The sequence below is a fragment of the Mesorhizobium sp. M0018 genome, assembly GCF_040323955.1.
In the GTDB taxonomy this organism is placed as follows: Bacteria; Pseudomonadota; Alphaproteobacteria; order Rhizobiales; family Rhizobiaceae; genus Mesorhizobium.
Genome location: NZ_JAMYVL010000019.1, coordinates 31,329 through 47,649, shown reverse-complemented (window position 1 = coordinate 47,649; position 16,321 = coordinate 31,329). Strand labels below are relative to the sequence as shown.

At 60.7% G+C, this 16,321-nt stretch carries 14 protein-coding genes and 1 pseudogene; 6 read left to right on the top strand and 9 right to left on the bottom strand.

The window, feature by feature from the left end; genetic code table 11:
- Position 1: 1 nt before the first annotated feature.
- From NKJ81_RS23640 to NKJ81_RS23625, 4 genes are all read right to left on the bottom strand, one after another.
- Positions 2–856 (bottom strand): MBL fold metallo-hydrolase, encoded by an 855-nt coding sequence (locus NKJ81_RS23640; RefSeq protein ID WP_352470894.1) that lies wholly within the window; start codon positions 854–856, stop codon positions 2–4.
- 128 nt (positions 857–984) lie between these two features.
- Complete coding sequence (locus NKJ81_RS23635; RefSeq protein ID WP_023675957.1) at positions 985–1,434, bottom strand: cyclic nucleotide-binding domain-containing protein; 450 nt, start codon at positions 1,432–1,434, stop codon at positions 985–987.
- Between the two features lie 157 nt (positions 1,435–1,591).
- Positions 1,592–4,306 (bottom strand): ABC transporter transmembrane domain-containing protein, encoded by a 2,715-nt coding sequence (locus NKJ81_RS23630; RefSeq protein ID WP_352500819.1) that lies wholly within the window; start codon positions 4,304–4,306, stop codon positions 1,592–1,594.
- Between the two features lie 17 nt (positions 4,307–4,323).
- Positions 4,324–4,689 (bottom strand): hypothetical protein, encoded by a 366-nt coding sequence (locus NKJ81_RS23625; protein ID WP_352470896.1) that lies wholly within the window; start codon positions 4,687–4,689, stop codon positions 4,324–4,326.
- A gap of 85 nt (positions 4,690–4,774) precedes the next feature.
- Between NKJ81_RS23625 and NKJ81_RS23620 the strand changes: the two genes are divergently transcribed.
- The gene (locus NKJ81_RS23620; protein WP_352470917.1) at positions 4,775–5,443 is read left to right on the top strand and encodes a class I SAM-dependent methyltransferase; all 669 of its coding nucleotides are present in this window, start codon (positions 4,775–4,777) and stop codon (positions 5,441–5,443) included.
- Positions 5,444–5,655: 212 nt separating this feature from the next.
- On the opposite strand, the gene NKJ81_RS23615 is transcribed toward NKJ81_RS23620, so the two are convergent.
- From NKJ81_RS23615 to NKJ81_RS23600, 4 genes and pseudogenes are all read right to left on the bottom strand, one after another.
- Positions 5,656–6,834 carry a glycosyltransferase family protein gene (locus NKJ81_RS23615; protein ID WP_352491730.1) on the bottom strand — a complete coding sequence of 393 codons (1,179 nt, stop codon included), beginning with the start codon at positions 6,832–6,834 and terminating at the stop codon, positions 5,656–5,658.
- Entirely contained in the window at positions 6,831–8,075 is a 1,245-nt protein-coding gene (locus NKJ81_RS23610) for a glycosyltransferase (protein WP_352541931.1), read from the bottom strand. The genes NKJ81_RS23615 and NKJ81_RS23610 overlap by 4 nt, the downstream gene beginning before the upstream one ends.
- Position 8,076: 1 nt before the next feature.
- Positions 8,077–9,291, bottom strand: coding sequence for a glycosyltransferase family protein (locus NKJ81_RS23605; protein ID WP_352450264.1), 1,215 nt, complete (start codon positions 9,289–9,291; stop codon positions 8,077–8,079).
- A 490-nt stretch (positions 9,292–9,781) separates the two neighbouring features.
- Positions 9,782–9,990 (bottom strand): annotated as a pseudogene (locus NKJ81_RS23600) (hypothetical protein); the annotation flags it as partial.
- Positions 9,991–10,376: 386 nt separating this feature from the next.
- On the opposite strand from NKJ81_RS23600, the gene NKJ81_RS23595 reads away from it, so the two are divergent.
- Both NKJ81_RS23595 and NKJ81_RS23590 read left to right on the top strand, forming a co-directional pair.
- Positions 10,377–10,715, top strand: a complete 339-nt coding sequence (locus tag NKJ81_RS23595) for a hypothetical protein (protein ID WP_023675950.1) — start codon at positions 10,377–10,379, stop codon at positions 10,713–10,715.
- Between the two features lie 188 nt (positions 10,716–10,903).
- Positions 10,904–12,142, top strand: coding sequence for a M24 family metallopeptidase (locus tag NKJ81_RS23590; protein ID WP_352541930.1), 1,239 nt, complete (start codon positions 10,904–10,906; stop codon positions 12,140–12,142).
- 9 nt (positions 12,143–12,151) lie between these two features.
- On the opposite strand, the gene NKJ81_RS23585 is transcribed toward NKJ81_RS23590, so the two are convergent.
- On the bottom strand, positions 12,152–13,024 hold the full coding sequence (locus NKJ81_RS23585) for a helix-turn-helix domain-containing protein (RefSeq protein ID WP_352541929.1): 873 nt from the start codon (positions 13,022–13,024) through the stop codon (positions 12,152–12,154).
- A gap of 106 nt (positions 13,025–13,130) precedes the next feature.
- On the opposite strand from NKJ81_RS23585, the gene NKJ81_RS23580 reads away from it, so the two are divergent.
- The 3 genes from NKJ81_RS23580 (at position 13,131) to NKJ81_RS23570 (ending at position 16,317) form a co-directional block, all read left to right on the top strand.
- Positions 13,131–14,402: an extracellular solute-binding protein gene (locus tag NKJ81_RS23580; protein WP_023675947.1), complete on the top strand. Its 1,272-nt coding sequence runs from the start codon at positions 13,131–13,133 to the stop codon at positions 14,400–14,402.
- 206 nt (positions 14,403–14,608) lie between these two features.
- Positions 14,609–15,469, top strand: a complete 861-nt coding sequence (locus tag NKJ81_RS23575) for a carbohydrate ABC transporter permease (protein WP_254817930.1) — start codon at positions 14,609–14,611, stop codon at positions 15,467–15,469.
- Entirely contained in the window at positions 15,466–16,317 is an 852-nt protein-coding gene (locus NKJ81_RS23570; protein ID WP_023675945.1) for a carbohydrate ABC transporter permease, read from the top strand. Before NKJ81_RS23575 ends, NKJ81_RS23570 begins: the two co-directional genes overlap by 4 nt.
- Positions 16,318–16,321: the final 4 nt, after the last annotated feature.

Genomic DNA, 16,321 nt, shown 5'->3' with positions numbered 1-16,321 from the left:
CTCAGCGCTTTTTGCGCAATGAGACTGGAATGTTGAGCGTCTGGCCATCCCGCGCGGCAAAAGCGCCGGTAAACCTGTCCTTGGCCAGTTTCTGGATCTTGTCCAGTTCCTTGTCGGTGCGTGTCGGATCGTGGTGAAACAGCGCAAGCCTCCGCGCACCTGCCGCCTCACAGAGTTTGACGCCCTGTTGCCACGTCGAGTGCCCGTAACCGCGGCGGCGTTCCATTTCCTCCTCGGTGTAGGTGCAATCGTAGATGACGAGGTCGGCATCTTCGATCAGGCCGAGCACCGTCTGATCGAGTTTGTCCGGGTCGTGCTCAGTGTCTGTGATCACCGCCACGACGCCGCCACCCCATTCGACCCGGTAGCCTATGCAGCCGCCCGGATGCATAAGACTGCCGGTTCGGACCACCACCCCTTCGCGCGGGCGAAGCACGTCTCCGGATACGAAATCGCGATAGTCGAGGCTTGCCTTGCAGGCCTCCAATTTCACCGGAAACCACGGCGGCCGCATGAACTCATCGACCATCTGCCGGGTCGTCATGTGTCCTGCAAGATGCCCGGACCAAAGCGTAACCTTGGCGCCCCGGTCATAGATCGGCGCAAAAGACGGCAGCCCGATGATGTGATCGTAATGGCAATGGGTGAAAAGCAGGTCGAAATCGGTCACGCCCAACGCCTGAAGCGCCGCGCCGGCAGGCCGTAGGCCAGAGCCTGCGTCGAACAGAAGCGTGTGCTTACCGCATCGCATCTCGACGCAGATTGAGTTGCCGCCATAGCGAGAGAATTCTGGGCCTGATACCGAAATGCTGCCGCGGACACCCCAAAACCTGACCAGGAAAACGTTGTCGTCCATGCTACCCCTTCGCCCATCATATCCAAACAACTGCTGCTAGGCGAGACAGACAGGCTTTCTCCGGGTGATCTTCTCTCAGCGAGAGGACAGTGCCGTCACGACGGCGAGGATCGAGCGCACGTCCGTCGTTATTTGGCGCTTCGTGCGTCGATCAGATCCGCGGTCGTATGGCTTAGGCGATCGGCAAGAACCCGCAATATCTCGATGGTCATTTCCGGGAACTCCCTCATAAGCCTCAGGAAATGATCCTTGCGGATTCTCAGGGCTTCCAGCGGACTTGCCGCTCTGACGGTGGCAGTGCGGGAGCTGTTGCACAATATGGCGATCTCGCCAACGATCGAATTTGGCTCCAGTTCGGCAACTTTTATCGGTCCGCTGTCGGAATCGACAAGAATATCCGCTCTGCCTGAAAGGATGACATAGGCGGCGTCTCCCTCGTCGCCCTGCCGGAAAAGGATCTGGCCGGCGCTGTAGCTCACACGATCGGATGTGAACGCAAGCAGCTTGAGCTTTGTCGGCTCGATGGCAGAGAACAAGGGAACGCGTTGCAGCATTCCAACTTCATCCTTGAGCAGCATTGTCGCAAACCTTCCAAAATTCGCGTTTGCCAGACTAGAGCAACGGACGCCCCGATGGAATCAATTCTCTTTCCGGGATGGCGAGACAAACCACGCGAAAGGTGGCGAGCCCGATGTCGTGCACCGGCAGAATGATCCCAGCTGAATATCCGTTGCTCTATGACAACAGTTCCTTGAAGATACCGTTCCCTGCCAAAAGTGTCTCGTGTGTTCCGTCTTCCGCCAATTGACCCGAGTCGAAGACGATAACGCGATCAAACATCATCGCCATTGCCGGACTCGTCACGACCCACACAATTGCCGGCGAATGGCCGTCGCGCCTGGCTTCCTCGAGCACATTTCGCAGCACCTTATCCTGCATGCGCTGGTCGAGCGCCGATAGCGGCCGGTTGAGAATGAGAAAATCGGGACGCTTGAGCAAGGCTCGGGCAACATCGAGCTTCTGTCGCTGTCCACCGGTCAGCCGCCTGCCGCCGGAGCCGACGTTGAAGTCCAGGCCGACATCCAGAAGTTCGCCATAAAGCCCCAGTTCGTCAAGAATGTCATAGACGATGGAGCGTATGCGGTCGGGCGCGTCGGGATGATTGTTGCCCACACGCCCGAACAGGACATTATCCATGACGGTGGCCGCGGCAATGTATTTGGCAGGATCATACCGTTCGACCGCATTGTGCAGCTCGGGCGGCAGGTCTTCATAGAACCGGTTGCGTGCAGCGACGATCTTGCTCATCAGCTCGTCGCTCAGCAGGCCGAAGCGGTGCCGGGGCTCGATGTAGGCAAAGCTCAAGGTAACGATCATGGCGCGATCGTTTTCCGAAACCGCCTCGTAGGGACGGTTCTTGAGCCGTTGCAGCAAGGTTTCGTAGGCGGGTATCTCCTCCGCGCTCATGAAGGCGAGCTGCTGGAAGAACTGGTGATCGGGCGGCAGGTCGGCAAACAGCTCGATCGCCTGTTTGGCGATCTCCAAGCCCATTTCGTAGAGCGTTCGGTCGAGGCCGGCTTGCCTCAGCACGGAAGCAAAATAGGGATTGGCCGCCAGCGCCCTGTCGGCCAGTTCAGGGCCGGCGGCAGCGCCGAAGAGCAGGTTTTGGCCGATCGTTGCTTCCTTGTTGTAGGCGCCCGGTTCGAAAGGAACCACCAGTCCGCTCAGCCCCTCTTGTTCCAGCCGGGTCCGCAGCGCCGCACGCAGTTCGACGATCCGCCTGGCAAGCTCCGTGTGACGCGTGAGGTCGGCCGAAGAGCGCAAGCCGAGATCCAGAATGTCACGCGACAGAACAACCGCGTCGAGCACCCGGCGCACGGCTTCAAAGAGGTCGTGCGGGCCGGTAGCGCCAGCGGAAGCATAGTTGATCCAGTCGCTGTGGATATCAAGATCCGGATTGCCCGACCGGCGCGCCTCGTGAATGTTCCAGCGTTGCTGATCTGCCGCAGCACCGTCATAAGGCACCGATGTCAGCGGCGCATGCTTCAACCCGTAGAGCAGGTTGTCGCGGAGGCTTGCCTGGAACAGGAAAACATCCGACGAGGCATACGACATGCGCCGGCCGGTTACTGCTTCGGGGAGTTCAAGCAGGTCGTCGGTGCCCGAAGCGACCCTTCCGCTGTCCGGCCAGGTCAGCCGCGCGAAGGCTTCTGCAAGCGCCTCCGCTCCACCTGTTGCGGTACTGACCAGTGCCACCGTCTCACCCGGCTTGACCTGGAGGGAGATACGGTTGAGGAGCATTGCACCGCCATCGTCTGCTACGGACAGATTGATCGCCGACAGCGGCTTGGTCATCGGATCGGGATCGTCGATCGTCAATGCCCCGATTTTCGGCGCGATGAGACCCTCGACGGTGAACTGTTCAACGACCTGTTGATATTTGACCTGGACATCCTGCCGATCCTGATCCCAGTCGATCAGTTCCTTCATCGGTCCGGGCAGGTCCTTGTAGGCGCCGATCACAGCCACGAGCTGGCCGACGTCCAGCCGCCCCTCGAGGACCAGATACCCGCCGATCATGTAGAACAGAAAGGGCGTGAGCTGCGCGAGAAAATTGTTGAGGAACTTCACCATGAATTTCCATTGGTAAAGATCGAAGCGGATCTTGAAGATGAGCCCGAGCCGGGCAGCTATGTCGGCGCGCTCGTAGTTTGATGTATCGTGGACGTGAACCGCGCCGATGCCGTCGACGATTTCGCCAACCCGGCCCGAAAGCGCGCGCGCCGTCAACTGCCGTTGGCGCCCGAGCACGATCAGCCGCCGCCGCATTCGCGGGATGAGCACGATCTGGATCGCCACGATCACGACCGCTATCATTCCGAGCCAGACGTTCTGGATCATGATGAACAGCATGGCCGTCAGCGCTTGGCCGCCGAGCAGTACCGGCTGCAGGAAGGCGTCGCCGATGAAGCCGCCCAGCGGCTCCACCTCGTCCTTCACCATGGTCGCCACTTCGGCGGATTTCACCCGCTTGAAATAAACCGGCGGAAAACGCAGCACACGGTCGACCAGATCGAAGCGGATACGCCGCAGCATGCGTTCGCCGAGGCGGCCCTTGTAGGTGTTGATGTAGAATTTGAACAGGCCGTTGATGACGACTAGCAAGAGGAACACAAGGCTCAGGGCAAACAGGGTCTCCTTGCGGTCGAGCTGAAAACCGGAGAAGAACTGGACCTCTCCAACGAACGGCAGGTTATAGTGTAGCCTCATGAATGGCTGGGTCGCGCCCGGTTGCTCGAAGCCGCGACCTTGGATCGGTCCGTTGACGATCAGCTTCGGCAGGTCGAAGGACATGAAATACGGGATCATCGAAAGCACGACGATCATCAATATCCAGAGTTGCTGCTTCTTGGTGTGCGTCCAGATATAGCGGGCTAGGCTGGCTTCCATATGCGACTGTGGACCCTTCAGTTGGAAGGATGCAGGATGTAAAAGCACCTGCTGGCGAATGGCGTATCGGCAATTTCTTCATCGCCAACGACAAGCTCGAAGCTGCTGTGCACGGACATTGTCCTGCGCTCAACGATGCAAGAAACCTGCGAGGCGGCGCGATCCAGTTCCGACGCATGGTCGATGGCATCGACATGGGCATTGTTGATCGGCGAAGACAGCGGCTGGCCAAACGGTCCGCGGCTTTCGTAGGGCTTTGGCGAACAGCCGAGCGGCACGAGGCCGCAGCTGCGCGGCTGGTGCTGGCGGATGGACGCCGATGATCCGGACAGATGCAACAGGCTCTCTCCGGCACCGGGCAATAGCCAAGCGGCTTGCAGCATGATCACGTCCGCGGAATCAAACAGTCTTGCGGGAGGCAAGATTGCGTTGTGTCGCCCAAAATCCCAACATACAAGACGAATTATGATGGATGTCACGCAACCACGCAATGCCATGGACTGGCACGAGCAAGCCTTAGACCTCACGCGGGGAATTGCTGCTTATGTCAACTGCCCTCTCGTGGCAGGGCTGGCGCGGGTCGTCGCCAAGCATCCGAAGGCCGATATCGCCAACGCCTTCAACCACAAGCAGGTCGCCTGCAAGATGTGGGCGCTCGACAGGCTGTTCGAAAGCGGCGGCGGCCGCTTCGGACGCATATGGGTTCTGGGTGGATGGTACGGCGTATTGCCGGCAATGCTTTTCAACGACGCCCGCTTCGACATCGCGGCGGTCGATAGTATCGACATCGATCCCGAAGTCGCGCCGGTCGCCCGGACCCTCAACCGGGAAGCCGGCGACCGGTTCCGGGCGCTGACGGCAGATATGTACGCACTCGACTATGCGGCCGGGCGGCCCGATCTGATGATCAATACGAGCTGCGAACACATAGCCGATCTGCGCGCCTGGCTTGCTCTGCTTCCGCCGGGCACGAATGTACTGCTGCAATCGAACGATTATTTCAGCGAGCCGACGCACATCAACTGCGTGGCTTCGCTTGCAGCCTTCGAGGAAATGGCGGCGCTGCGGGAGGTGCGGTTCTCCGGCGAACTGCCGACAAAAAATTATACGCGCTTCATGCTGATTGGAACTGTTTAATGCATTTCGCCCAAAAGCGCGTAGCGGTTTGGGACAACGACACGCATAAAAACAGGACTTGAAGCGCGTCGCACGAATCTCACCAGGCGCGACGCGCGTTAGAGCATTTGCAGGAAAGTGTGGAAACGGCTTTCCGTCCGGAATTGCGTCAAAACAAAGAGACACAGCGGTTCTGCGTGAAACGATGAACCGCTCTAGGATCTATCGTCTGTTCAATCATGAACTTTTCCGAAACCGGGCCCCACATTTAGGGACCATGTTCGATGCCGCTCGCGCAGGATTTGCGCGGAGCGACGCGCGCCTTCCAGATCGAGACGATGCGCGGATGGCGTCGGTTCCACAAGCGCTTGTTCGATCGCTTGCGCCAAACCTTCAGGCGTCAGATCCTTTTCCATCAGCACCGTTGCAAGACCGAGTTCTTCGAGCATCAGGGCGCGAACCGTCTGTTCGGTTTCCCCGCCGGCTGCAAATGGGACGAGCAGGGAGCGACAACCCGCGCGCAGGACATCGCAGACCGTGTTGTAACCCGCCTGCGAGACTGACAGGCGGGCGCCGGTCAGCAGGCTGGCGAAATCCTCGCGGAACCGGAAGATGGACAGGCCTGGCGTGGCATCGCGTGCGATCGCGTCAAACTCGTCTTTCGGCAGGTTTGGGCCGGTGATCAAGCACCATTTCCAAGCGTTGTTGGCATTCCGCGCCGCTGCGATGGTGGATCTGACAAGGCTCTTTCCGGCAGCCCCGCCGCCAACCGACACCAGAACGTCGAAGCGCTCGGAGGCCGCGGGCGATGGCGGCGCGGCAACGAGCCCCGTGTAGGTGACCTCGGCCCTGATCGCCCCAGCCAGTGGAAATGTCTTGTCGATGGTTGCGAAAGCCGGATCGCCGTGGACCATAACAAGATCGAAATGCCTGTTGATGAGATCGACCGTTTCCTCGTTTCGGCCCAGCTTGACGCGCTCCTGGAGGATATCACGGACGGACGTCGCCAGCAGCGGTCTGGGCGACGTCGCGTCGATGGCCTTGATCAGCGGCAAGAGTTCGAAACGCATCTGCCGGCGTCCAAATGGAAACGCCTCGACAATGACGATATCAGGCCTGCAATCCCGGAATGCCTGCAGCAGCATCTCTGAACGCCATTTCTTGAAATCATCGTCGATCGGGTTGCCTTGCAGGTCGACAAGTCCCGAAAATCCTTCATCACCGGAGGTGACAGGTGGCAGGGTTACAGATTGTACACCCAGTCCCGGAAACCCGGCGATCGGCGCTCCGCCGGTCACGACGGTAACGTCAAACCCGTCATCGACCAGAGCCGCCGCAATGCGGCTGGCGCGCGCGAGATGGCCGATGCCGAGCAGGTGCTGGACATAGAAGAAAGCGCGCAGCCGCTTCATTCGGCGGCCCGCCACTCCCGCTCGAACAGTTCCTTGAGCTGTCCAATGCTTGCCATATGATCGAAATTGCCGCGCACGCGCCGCTCTGCGGCGTCGCCGAGGCGGTCGCGGAGCACGGGATCACGGATCAGGCGCTCCAGCGCCCGTGCCAGGGCAAGCGGGTTTTCCGTCGGAACCAGCAACCCGGTTTCATCCGACGATAAAAGCTCCGGCACGCCGGAAATATCGGTCGACACGCAGGCAAGCCGCTGGCTAGCCGCCTCCACCAGAACATTCGGCAGACCGTCGCGGTCGCCATTTGCGGTGATCCTGCAGGCCAGGGCGAAGATGTCGGCGCGGCGGTAGTGCTCAAGCACCTCCTCCTGCGCAAGCGCGCCTTTCCAAGAGACGCGACCATCCAGGCCGAGCTTTTGCGCCAGCGCCTTGAACCGTTCCAATTCTTCGCCGCCGCCGATATGCTCGAAACGCCACGCCAAATCGCCGGGCAGCAGGGCAAGGGCCTCCAGCAACGTATCGTAACCTTTCTTTTCAACGGCGCGCCCGACACTCAGAACGACAACCGGTTCGTCCGGAGCCGAGCCGTCATGCTGCTTTCGCGCCTCGCCGAAACTGCCGAAGCGATCAAGGTCGAGCCCATGATAGCTCAGATGCACGGACGAGTTGCCGTTATCGAGTTTTTTCAGACGGTCGAAGCCGGTTTTCGTGCAAGTGACCGTCCAGCGCGCCGAGGAAAGCTTGCCGGCCAGATCCCAGTCCGCCGAAGTCCAGATGTCCTTGGCATGGGCCGAGCAGGTCCACGGCAGGCCACGAAGCTGGCTGGCATAGCGCGTCACCGATGCAGGCGTGTGCGCGAAATGTGCATGCAGCCAGCCCGCGTTTTCCGGCCATTCGGCCGCCAGCACGAGCGCTTGCCCGAAGCGCCGCGCGCGATTGCGCGTAAAGTCGCGGGGCATATCGGCAGCCAGCCATCCGAGCGCGCGCCAGAAGCCCGGACGCAGCAGACAGGCAAACAGCGAGCGAAGCACGCGCAGCGGCTCTTCATGCAGATATTCCGGCAGATAATGGACGGGCGCTTTGATCTCGTCATGCACGGGGTGGCGTTTTTCGTCGGTCGGCCGCCTGAGCGCGACGAGTATCAGGTCGAACCCCGCACGCTCAAGACCGAGCAGTTCCTGCGCGATGAAGGTTTCGGACAGCCGCGGATAACCCTTCAGAACCACGACGATCTTGCGATGTTGCAACTCAGGTCATTCCTTCAATGACCGAAAGGTGATGGCCGGCCCGCCGGTCGAGCAGTTCCGCGACGATTTCGGAAATATGAGGCAGCCCTTCGAGCGTCAGATGCGGATTGCTCTGCGATGGGCGGGGCCGGTCCGGCAGCACCTTCAGTGCATCGGCAAACCGCCGGGAGTCCTCGGCTTCTTCCGGCAAAAGCATCTCGATGAGGCCGAGTTCGGCTGCGCGCCGTGCGCGGATCAGTTGTTCCCGGCGGGGCTCGACGCGCGGCACGATCAGCGCCGGCTTGTCGAAAGACAGTATCTCGCAATAGGTGTTGTAGCCGCCCATCGCCACTACCGCCTTGGCGCCGGCAATCAGGTCTTCCATGCGGTTGTCGAACTCGATGATCTTGATGTAAGGGATCTTGGACCCCTTCTTGAGCAGCTTGTTGCGCTTGCGCGCCGGCATGTAAGGCCCAAGCACGATCAGGGCTCTATGCTGCAATTGCGGATCCTGCTGATAGGCATCGATGACGTCGTGGATCAGATCGGCGCCGTCACCGCCGCCACCGGTAGTAACGAGGATATAGTCGCCCTCGGGCCGGTGGCCGGGCAACTCGTTCCGTTGCAGGCTCCGTTGCAGGAACCCGACGAACCTCATCTTTGCCCTGACAGCCGGGGGCACATCCAAGCCCGTCAACGGATCGTAGAAATCCGGCGGACCATAGGCCCAGACCTTGTCGTAGAAGACGCCTATCTTGCGCATCACGTCTCTGCGCGCCCACTCTGCTTCGAGCAGATGCGGCGCATCCATCACCTCGCGCAGGCCAAGCACCAGCGTGGTGCCCCGCGTCTTGAGGTAGGACAGCGTGTCCTCAATCTCACCGCGCAGGCCGAGCGGTTCCTTGTCGACGATGAAGATATCGGGCCGGAAGGTCTCAGCTGTATGGCGGATGATCGACTGGCGCATCCTTAGCGTCTCATGCAGATCGATGTCCTTTTCCAGCGAGGTGTATTCGCCGTTGCGCAGCTTGATGACGCTGGGGATCTTCACGAAGTCGACACGGGCGCGGTAATCGAAGGCGCCAGCGATAGTCGCACCCGAAATGATGAGCACCTGAAGTCCGCGGAAATCCTCGACCAGCGAATGCGCGATAGTCCGGCAGCGCTGCAAATGGCCGAGCCCGAACGTGTCGTGGCTGTACATGAGAATTCGAGCGTTTTCTGCGTGCTGGGTCATTGTTGAACGTCTCTTAGAATTCTCGCCTTGAGGACCGTGAGCGACCCGCAGGATTCGAAATCATCCTCGCGGGTCTACCGACCTGTTCTGAAACATGAGGGCGCAATTTTCAATTCGTATTACAAAGAGGGTCCATATGCTGAAACCAGGAAGCTACGTCTGCTCAGCGGTCTGCTTGCCACGTGGTCCAGAAGAACCTGCATCATTTCACTGGTATTGACCATCTCGGATTCTCGGCGGCCTTGACCGCTGCGAAAAACGTGGAAACTCCAGAATGGAACAAGGTATGGGCTGGGTACTTCACTCCGGGCGTCTAAGCCAAGCTCCTAAACCATGATGTGCCTTGGCGGTGGGAAGCCGGAGCGTTGACGGAGTAGGGGACACGTTCGAACCGCCTAGATCTTGACTTCTCAGACCAGAATCTAGGGGTCAGGAGTTCGACTCTTTTCGGGCGAGCCAATTGAACTCACTAGCTTTTTGGACGCCATGGGCGCATGAACTCGCCGATTGCAGGCGTGTCAAAGCTGACCTGTTTGCCGCCAACGACAGCGCCGGCCTTCGGGCCAGCATCCGAGTCTTCGATCCCTTTTCCGGTTGTACCGCGCAGGTAATATTCGGCTTCCATATATATTCGAGATTGAGGACGAACCGGAAAAAAATGTGGCGCGAAATACGAAATGCAGGCGTGACGCGGATCATGGCTTCCTCCCAAAAGCCCGCCGGCATCAAACATTTTGGCACCTCAAAAGCGCGCCTGCGCTCCCAACTTCACGAAATGTGGAATGTTCCTCAGTCACCGATAGCCGAGCAGCTAGGTTTCCTCGACCCTAGCCTCATGTCAGCCGACGCACACTGCGCTGTAGCGGCGCCGGATCTGCCGGCAGCAAAAATCCCGCCGCTGCGGTCGTCCGAAGTACGCTGTCGATAAAATCCAGGACTTTTGCGTATCGATTTCGGACCAAGGTCCGTCTTGTAGAATACTGTATTTGAACAAAGCTAGGTAACAGCCGACTTTCGGATTCGAAAGTCCTGACGTTTTTCACCTGAAACCCATCCTGGCGGGAGGGCGACTCGAAGGAGGAACTATGAAAACGCGCACCTGTCTATTCGCGACTGTAGCCGCTCTCACCCTTGTCGCATCTCCGGTACTCGCTGCTCCCGGGGGCAATGGCAATGGCAACGGCAATGGCGGCAGCAACGGTAACGGCGGAAACTCGGCCGGGGCCGGCTCGCAGGGACACGGAGCCGCCACTTCCGCCGCGGCCAAGGACAAGTCGACGACCGGCGTTGCTCATGCAATGGCGGTCGTTGCCACGACACCGGCCTCACCGCAGGCTACGCTGGCCTTGCAGGCAGCGCTGGATAGAAAGGCCGCGAAAGACGCGGCAGACACTGCCGACGACACCTCTGACGAAACCGAGTAAGCATTCGAAACAGACCACTTGTCGCGTTGAAAGCCGTGGTTCGCCGCGGCTTTTTTCGTTTCCCGACGACGAACTCTCAAGGTGAACAGCGCTTCCAGAAAAAAGCTGCTCCACGGCGGCACTGAAGCTACGCTAAGACCAAACGCCGCCGCATCGGCGTCGGATTCGAGTGCATTCGAGGAGATCCCATGACCGGCTTTGTCGACCGCGAGCGCGCAACTGACCTGATGCAGCGCGCCGGCATCGAGGCGCTGATGCTTTGCGAGCCCGAGGCGTTCCAATATGCCACCGGTGCCTGGATCGGCCCGGCCGGCCTGTTCCGCCGGGCCGGCGCCGGTTTCGTCGTTATTCCCAAGCGAGGCGACCTGCCGATCGGCGTCGTGGTGGCGGATTTCCAGGCTGCCCAGCTCCGGGCGGCGATGGCCGGCGCCGTGCTGCGCACGCATGCGATCTGGATCGAATCGGTGTCGCTCGAGCCGGCGACGGCCGACCGGCCTGTTGCGCAGCGCATCGAGGCCGGCCTAGTTGGCCGCGCCCCCGGTTTTTCACGTCCGGCGACCTTCGAGCTTGCCCGCTCCGTCCGCGAGCTGAAAACGATCCTCGCAGAATTCGGGCTGGAGCGTGCGACGCTCGGCATCGAGCTGGATTTCGTCTCGGCCAGCGATTTTTCCGCGATGCAGGCAATGTTGCCGGGCACTGCCCTGGTCAACGGCTCGCCGGTTCTCGACAGGCTGCGGGCAATCAAATCGCAGAGCGAGATCGACCTTCTGCAGCAGGGCATCGCCCTGTCGGAGGCCGGCCTGTCGCGGCTGCAGCAGCATGCGACGACCGGCATGCGTCAGTCTGAGCTGGTCGCGCTTTACCGGCAAGGCGTCGCGGATGCAGCCGCCGGGTCGTCGCAGCAAATCTCGACGGCGGAATACGTCACGCTGGGCGCTCGCCCAAAAGGCGCCGACGTCGTCGCCGCCGCCGGCGATCCGCTGAAGGCCGACATGGTGTGCAGCGTGAACGGCTATGCCTCGGATATGTCGCGGAATTTCACCTTCGGGCCGCCCTCGCCCGAACAGGCCGAATTGCATGCGATAGCCGAACGCGCCTTCGCCGACGGGCTTGCCGCGCTTATGCCCGGAAAGCCGTTAGCCGCCGTGCATCGCGCCGCCAGCGAAAGCCTGGCGCGCCAGGGCCTGCGTTCCTATCGCCGCGGCCATTTCGGCCACGGCGTCGGCAATTCCGTGTTTTCCGAGCAATGGCCGTTCATCTCGGCCGACAGCAACGTCGTGATCGAGGCCGGCATGGTGCTGGCATTCGAGATCCCGCTCTACATCGACGGTCTCGCCAGCTTCAATCTCGAGGACCAGTTCCTGATCACCGCCAACGGGCCGTCGCCGATGAACCGCCTGCCGAGGCGCCTGGATATTATCGCTTGAATCCAGCCGTTATCTGGCGCCGGCCACGCCCCTGCGGAAATCCGACGGCGACATGCCGGAAAGCTTGCGGAACGACTTGTTGAAGGCACTGAGCGAGCCGAAGCCCGATTCCATGGCGACGCGCAGCACATTGGCATCCTGATGCATCAGCAGCGCCTGGGCGTAGCTGAGGCGCAGCAAGTTCACATATTCATTGAGCGTCATGCCGGTCGATTTCTTGAATATGCTCATGGCGTATTTGGGATGGATATCGGCCGCCGCGGCGATGTCGACGCAATCGATCTCGTAGAGGAAATTCTCGGCGATGAAGTCGCACATGCGCCCGACATTGCGCAGCGATTGCTGATCGAAGGGACTGCCTATCTCCTGTTCGACCGGGGTTTCGGGCACCAGCCGGTAAGGCTCGAAGCGCACCCGCTCCAGCCGCAGCAAAAGCTCGTTGACGGCATGCTCGGCCTTGACCGGGTCGCCGGAGCGGGCATAGCGATTCCAGCGCTCGAAATTGTGGTCGTCCGACCGGTCGGTGGCGTCGGTCACCAGCGTCGCGCCGGTCATCAGCCTGTTGCGGACATCGACGGGCAAATGCAGCCGGAAGAAATGCACCAGCGGCAAATGCGCGCCGGCATAGATGGCATCGTCGGACGCTTCGTCCATCTGGTGCGGCAGGCCGCCCCAGAACAGGCACATGTCACCCGCAGAAAGTGAAAGCCCGTGCCCATCCATGCGGTAATGCACGGCGCCACGCACGATGAAATTCACCTCGACCTGGGCGTGCCAATGCGGCTTTAGCATCACCAGGGGCTGGGTGTGGAACATCTGCAGCAGCAGCGGCAGGCCCTCCACGCTGCTGGCGCCAGGCTGGTAAAACGGCCTTTCCGGCATCTTACTTTCCGCTCATTTCTTATTCCCTTTGTCGCGGACAAGGCTTTCCCGAGGCCTAGTCTAGCCACGCTCGCAAACAGAGAGCAACTGAAATGGGAGGATTTCAATGCGCATAAAATTGACCTGCGCCGCGCTCGCGCTTGCCTTGGGCTCCAGCCCGGCCTTTGCGCAGTCCGGTGAAATCACGATCTGGAGCTGGAATATCGCCGCTTCGTCGCTGAAGGCCACCATAGCGGGCTTCAACAAGCAGTATCCCGACATCAAGGTGACGGTCGAGGACCTTGGCAACCAGCCGACCTACGACAAATCAATCGCCGGCTGTGCCGCCGGCGGCGAGGGGCTGCCTGACATCGTTACGATCGAGAACGGCGAAGCCGAAAACTACTGGAGCCAGTTCCCGGATTGCTTCGTCGACCTGCATACGCTCGGCTACACCGCGGAAGACCAGGCAAAATTCCCCGACTTCAAGCGTACCGAGCTCGAGGTTGACGACAAGGCCTATGCGATGCCCTGGGATTCCGGTCCAGTGGCGATGTTCTACCGCCGCGACTTCTACGAGAAGGCTGGCGTCGATCCGTCCTCGATCAAGACCTGGGACGACTTCATCGCCGCCGCCAAGAAAATCCAGGCCGCCAATCCCGGCGTCACGATGACCAACGCCGATTTCAACGGCGATTCCGAATTCTTCCGCATGATCTCCAATGAGCAGGGTTGCGCCTACTTCTCCGCCGACGGGCAATCGATCACGGTCAACCAGCCCAAATGCGTCGATGCCATGACCAAGATCAAGGAGATGAAGGATGCCGGCATCATTTCCTCTGCCGACTGGAGCACCAAGATCACCAACAACACCGCCGGCAAGGTCGCCACGCAGATGTATGGCGGCTGGTATGAAGGCACCGTGCGCACCGAATCGCCCGATGGGGCAGGCAAATGGGGCGTCTATCTGATGCCGAGCCTGACCGCCGACGGTCCGCGCGCCGCCAATCTCGGCGGCTCCTCGCTCGCCATCACCTCGGTGTCTAAGAACAAGGAAGCCGCCTACGCCTATCTGAAATACACGCTTGCGACGAATGAGGGCCAGATCACCATGCTGAAAGGCTTCGGCCTGGTGCCGTCGCTGATCTCGGCGCTCAACGACCCTTATGTCTCCGAAGGCCTGCCCTATTGGGGTGGCCAGGCCGTGTGGAAGGACATCCTCGGCACCTTGCCCAAGGTCGTCCCCAGCCGCGGCACGCCGTTCCAGAGCGACGCCGAAATCATCATCCGCGCGGTGCAGACCAAATATCTGGCCGGCGGCTATCCCGACGCCAAGGCAGCTCTCGACGATGCCGCAAGCCAGATCGCCGCGGCGACCGGCCTGCCGGTCAAGTCGTGATCTAGACGAGGCGGCTCCGAGCGCGCGGCTCCCCTTCTCCCCTTGTGGGAGAAGGTATCGCCGAAGGCGACGGATGAGGGGTGCTCCAGCTTGGCGCCGGCGGCACTCCGGCCATCACCCCTCAACCGTCTCGGCGCTACGCGCCGATCCACCTTCTCCCACAAGGGGAGAAGGCAAGAACTTGAAAGCAGAAAGGAGGAAAAACGATGCGCTACCAGAACGCCACGGCGTATCGCTTCCTCGCGCCGTATCTGCTGATTTTTTCGATCTTCTGGCTGTGGCCGATCATCGATTCCTTCCTGATCTCGTTCCAGGCGACGCGCACCGTGCCGTGGCGCTTCGCGCCGACCTTCAACTGGGGCCGGCTGATCGGCGATCCGGCCTTCTTCAATGCCTTGAAGAACACATTGCTGATCCTTGTCATCCAGGTGCCGGTGATGATTTCGCTGGCGATTGTGATGGCGGTGCTTTTGAATTCGCCACTGCTCAAGGCCCGTGGCCTGTTCCGCTTTGCCTTCTTCGCGCCGGTCGTGGTCGGCGAGGTCGCCTATTCGGCGGTTTTCCGGCTGATGTTCAATCTCGACTACGGCATCATCAACAAATTGCTGAACAGCATCGGCCTGCCCAGTGTCGACTGGTTTACCAACGTCACCCCGGCGATGGCGGTGATCATGATGGCGGTGACGTGGCGCTGGGCCGGCTACAACGCCATCATCCTGCTCGCCGGCCTGCAGTCGATTCCCGAGGATGTCTACGAGGCGGCGACCCTGGACCGGGTCAGCAAGGTCAAACAGTTCTTCTACATCACGCTGCCGCTGCTCAAGCCGATCATCGTGTTCTGCGCCGTGCTGTCGATCATCGGCACCATGCAGCTGTTCACCGAGCCCTTCCTGATCACCGAGCGCGGCGGGCCGGGCGGCGGCACCGAAACGCTCGGGCTGCTGCTTTACCGCCAGGGCTTCCGGTCGCTCAATTTCGGCTACGCTTCGGCCGTCGCCTACACCATGGCCGGGCTGGCGATTGCCATTTCGCTGGTGCAGATATGGCTGACGAGGGAACCGAAATGACCTCGCACTCAAGAGTCAGCCGTTCCCAGGCCAGATTGGGACGCAGCATCGCGCTGCATCTGTTCCTGACGCCGCTGGCGCTGGTCTGGCTGTTTCCGCTGTGGATGATGGTGGTTTTTTCGACGATGCCCGACAACGGCATCTTCAGCCCCGACATCGAGCTTTTGCCGCATGGCAATTTCCTCGACAATGTCAGCAATCTGCAGCGCGGCACCAATTTCATCGGCGCCATCGGCATCTCCGTCTCGGTGGCGGTGACCTATACCTTCCTATCGGTGATGCTGACCTCGATGGCCGGCTGGGCGCTGGCGCGTTACAACTTCTTCGGCAAGGGCATGGTCGTCGCCATCATCTTCGGCACCATCACGCTGCCCTATGCGGTCGTGCTGATCCCGCAATTCATCATGGTGGCGCGCGACTTCAAGCTCGCCAACACCTGGGTGGCGCTGATCGTGCCGCCGCTGTTCAATTCGCTGGGCGTGCTCTTCATGCGGCAGAGTTTTTCGATGATGCCGCACGAGCTGTTCGACGCCGCCAAGGTCGAGGGCGTCAAGGAATGGCGGATATTCCTGTTCGTCGCACTGCCTCTGGCGCGGCCGATGCTGGCGGCGCTCGCCATCATCCTCTTCCTTGCCTCCTGGAACAACTATCTCTGGCCGCTGCTGATCAATTCCAAGCCGGGCGCGATGACCGCGCCCGTGGCGCTCGGCACGCTGATCGGTCTCACCAAGGTGTCCTGGGGCGGCATCATGGCGGGCGCGGTGATGCTGACGGCGCCAATGCTCGTCGTGTTCGTGCTTCTGCAGCGCCATTTCGTTGCCGGCATCGCCGCCGGCGCCATCAAGTAAGGAT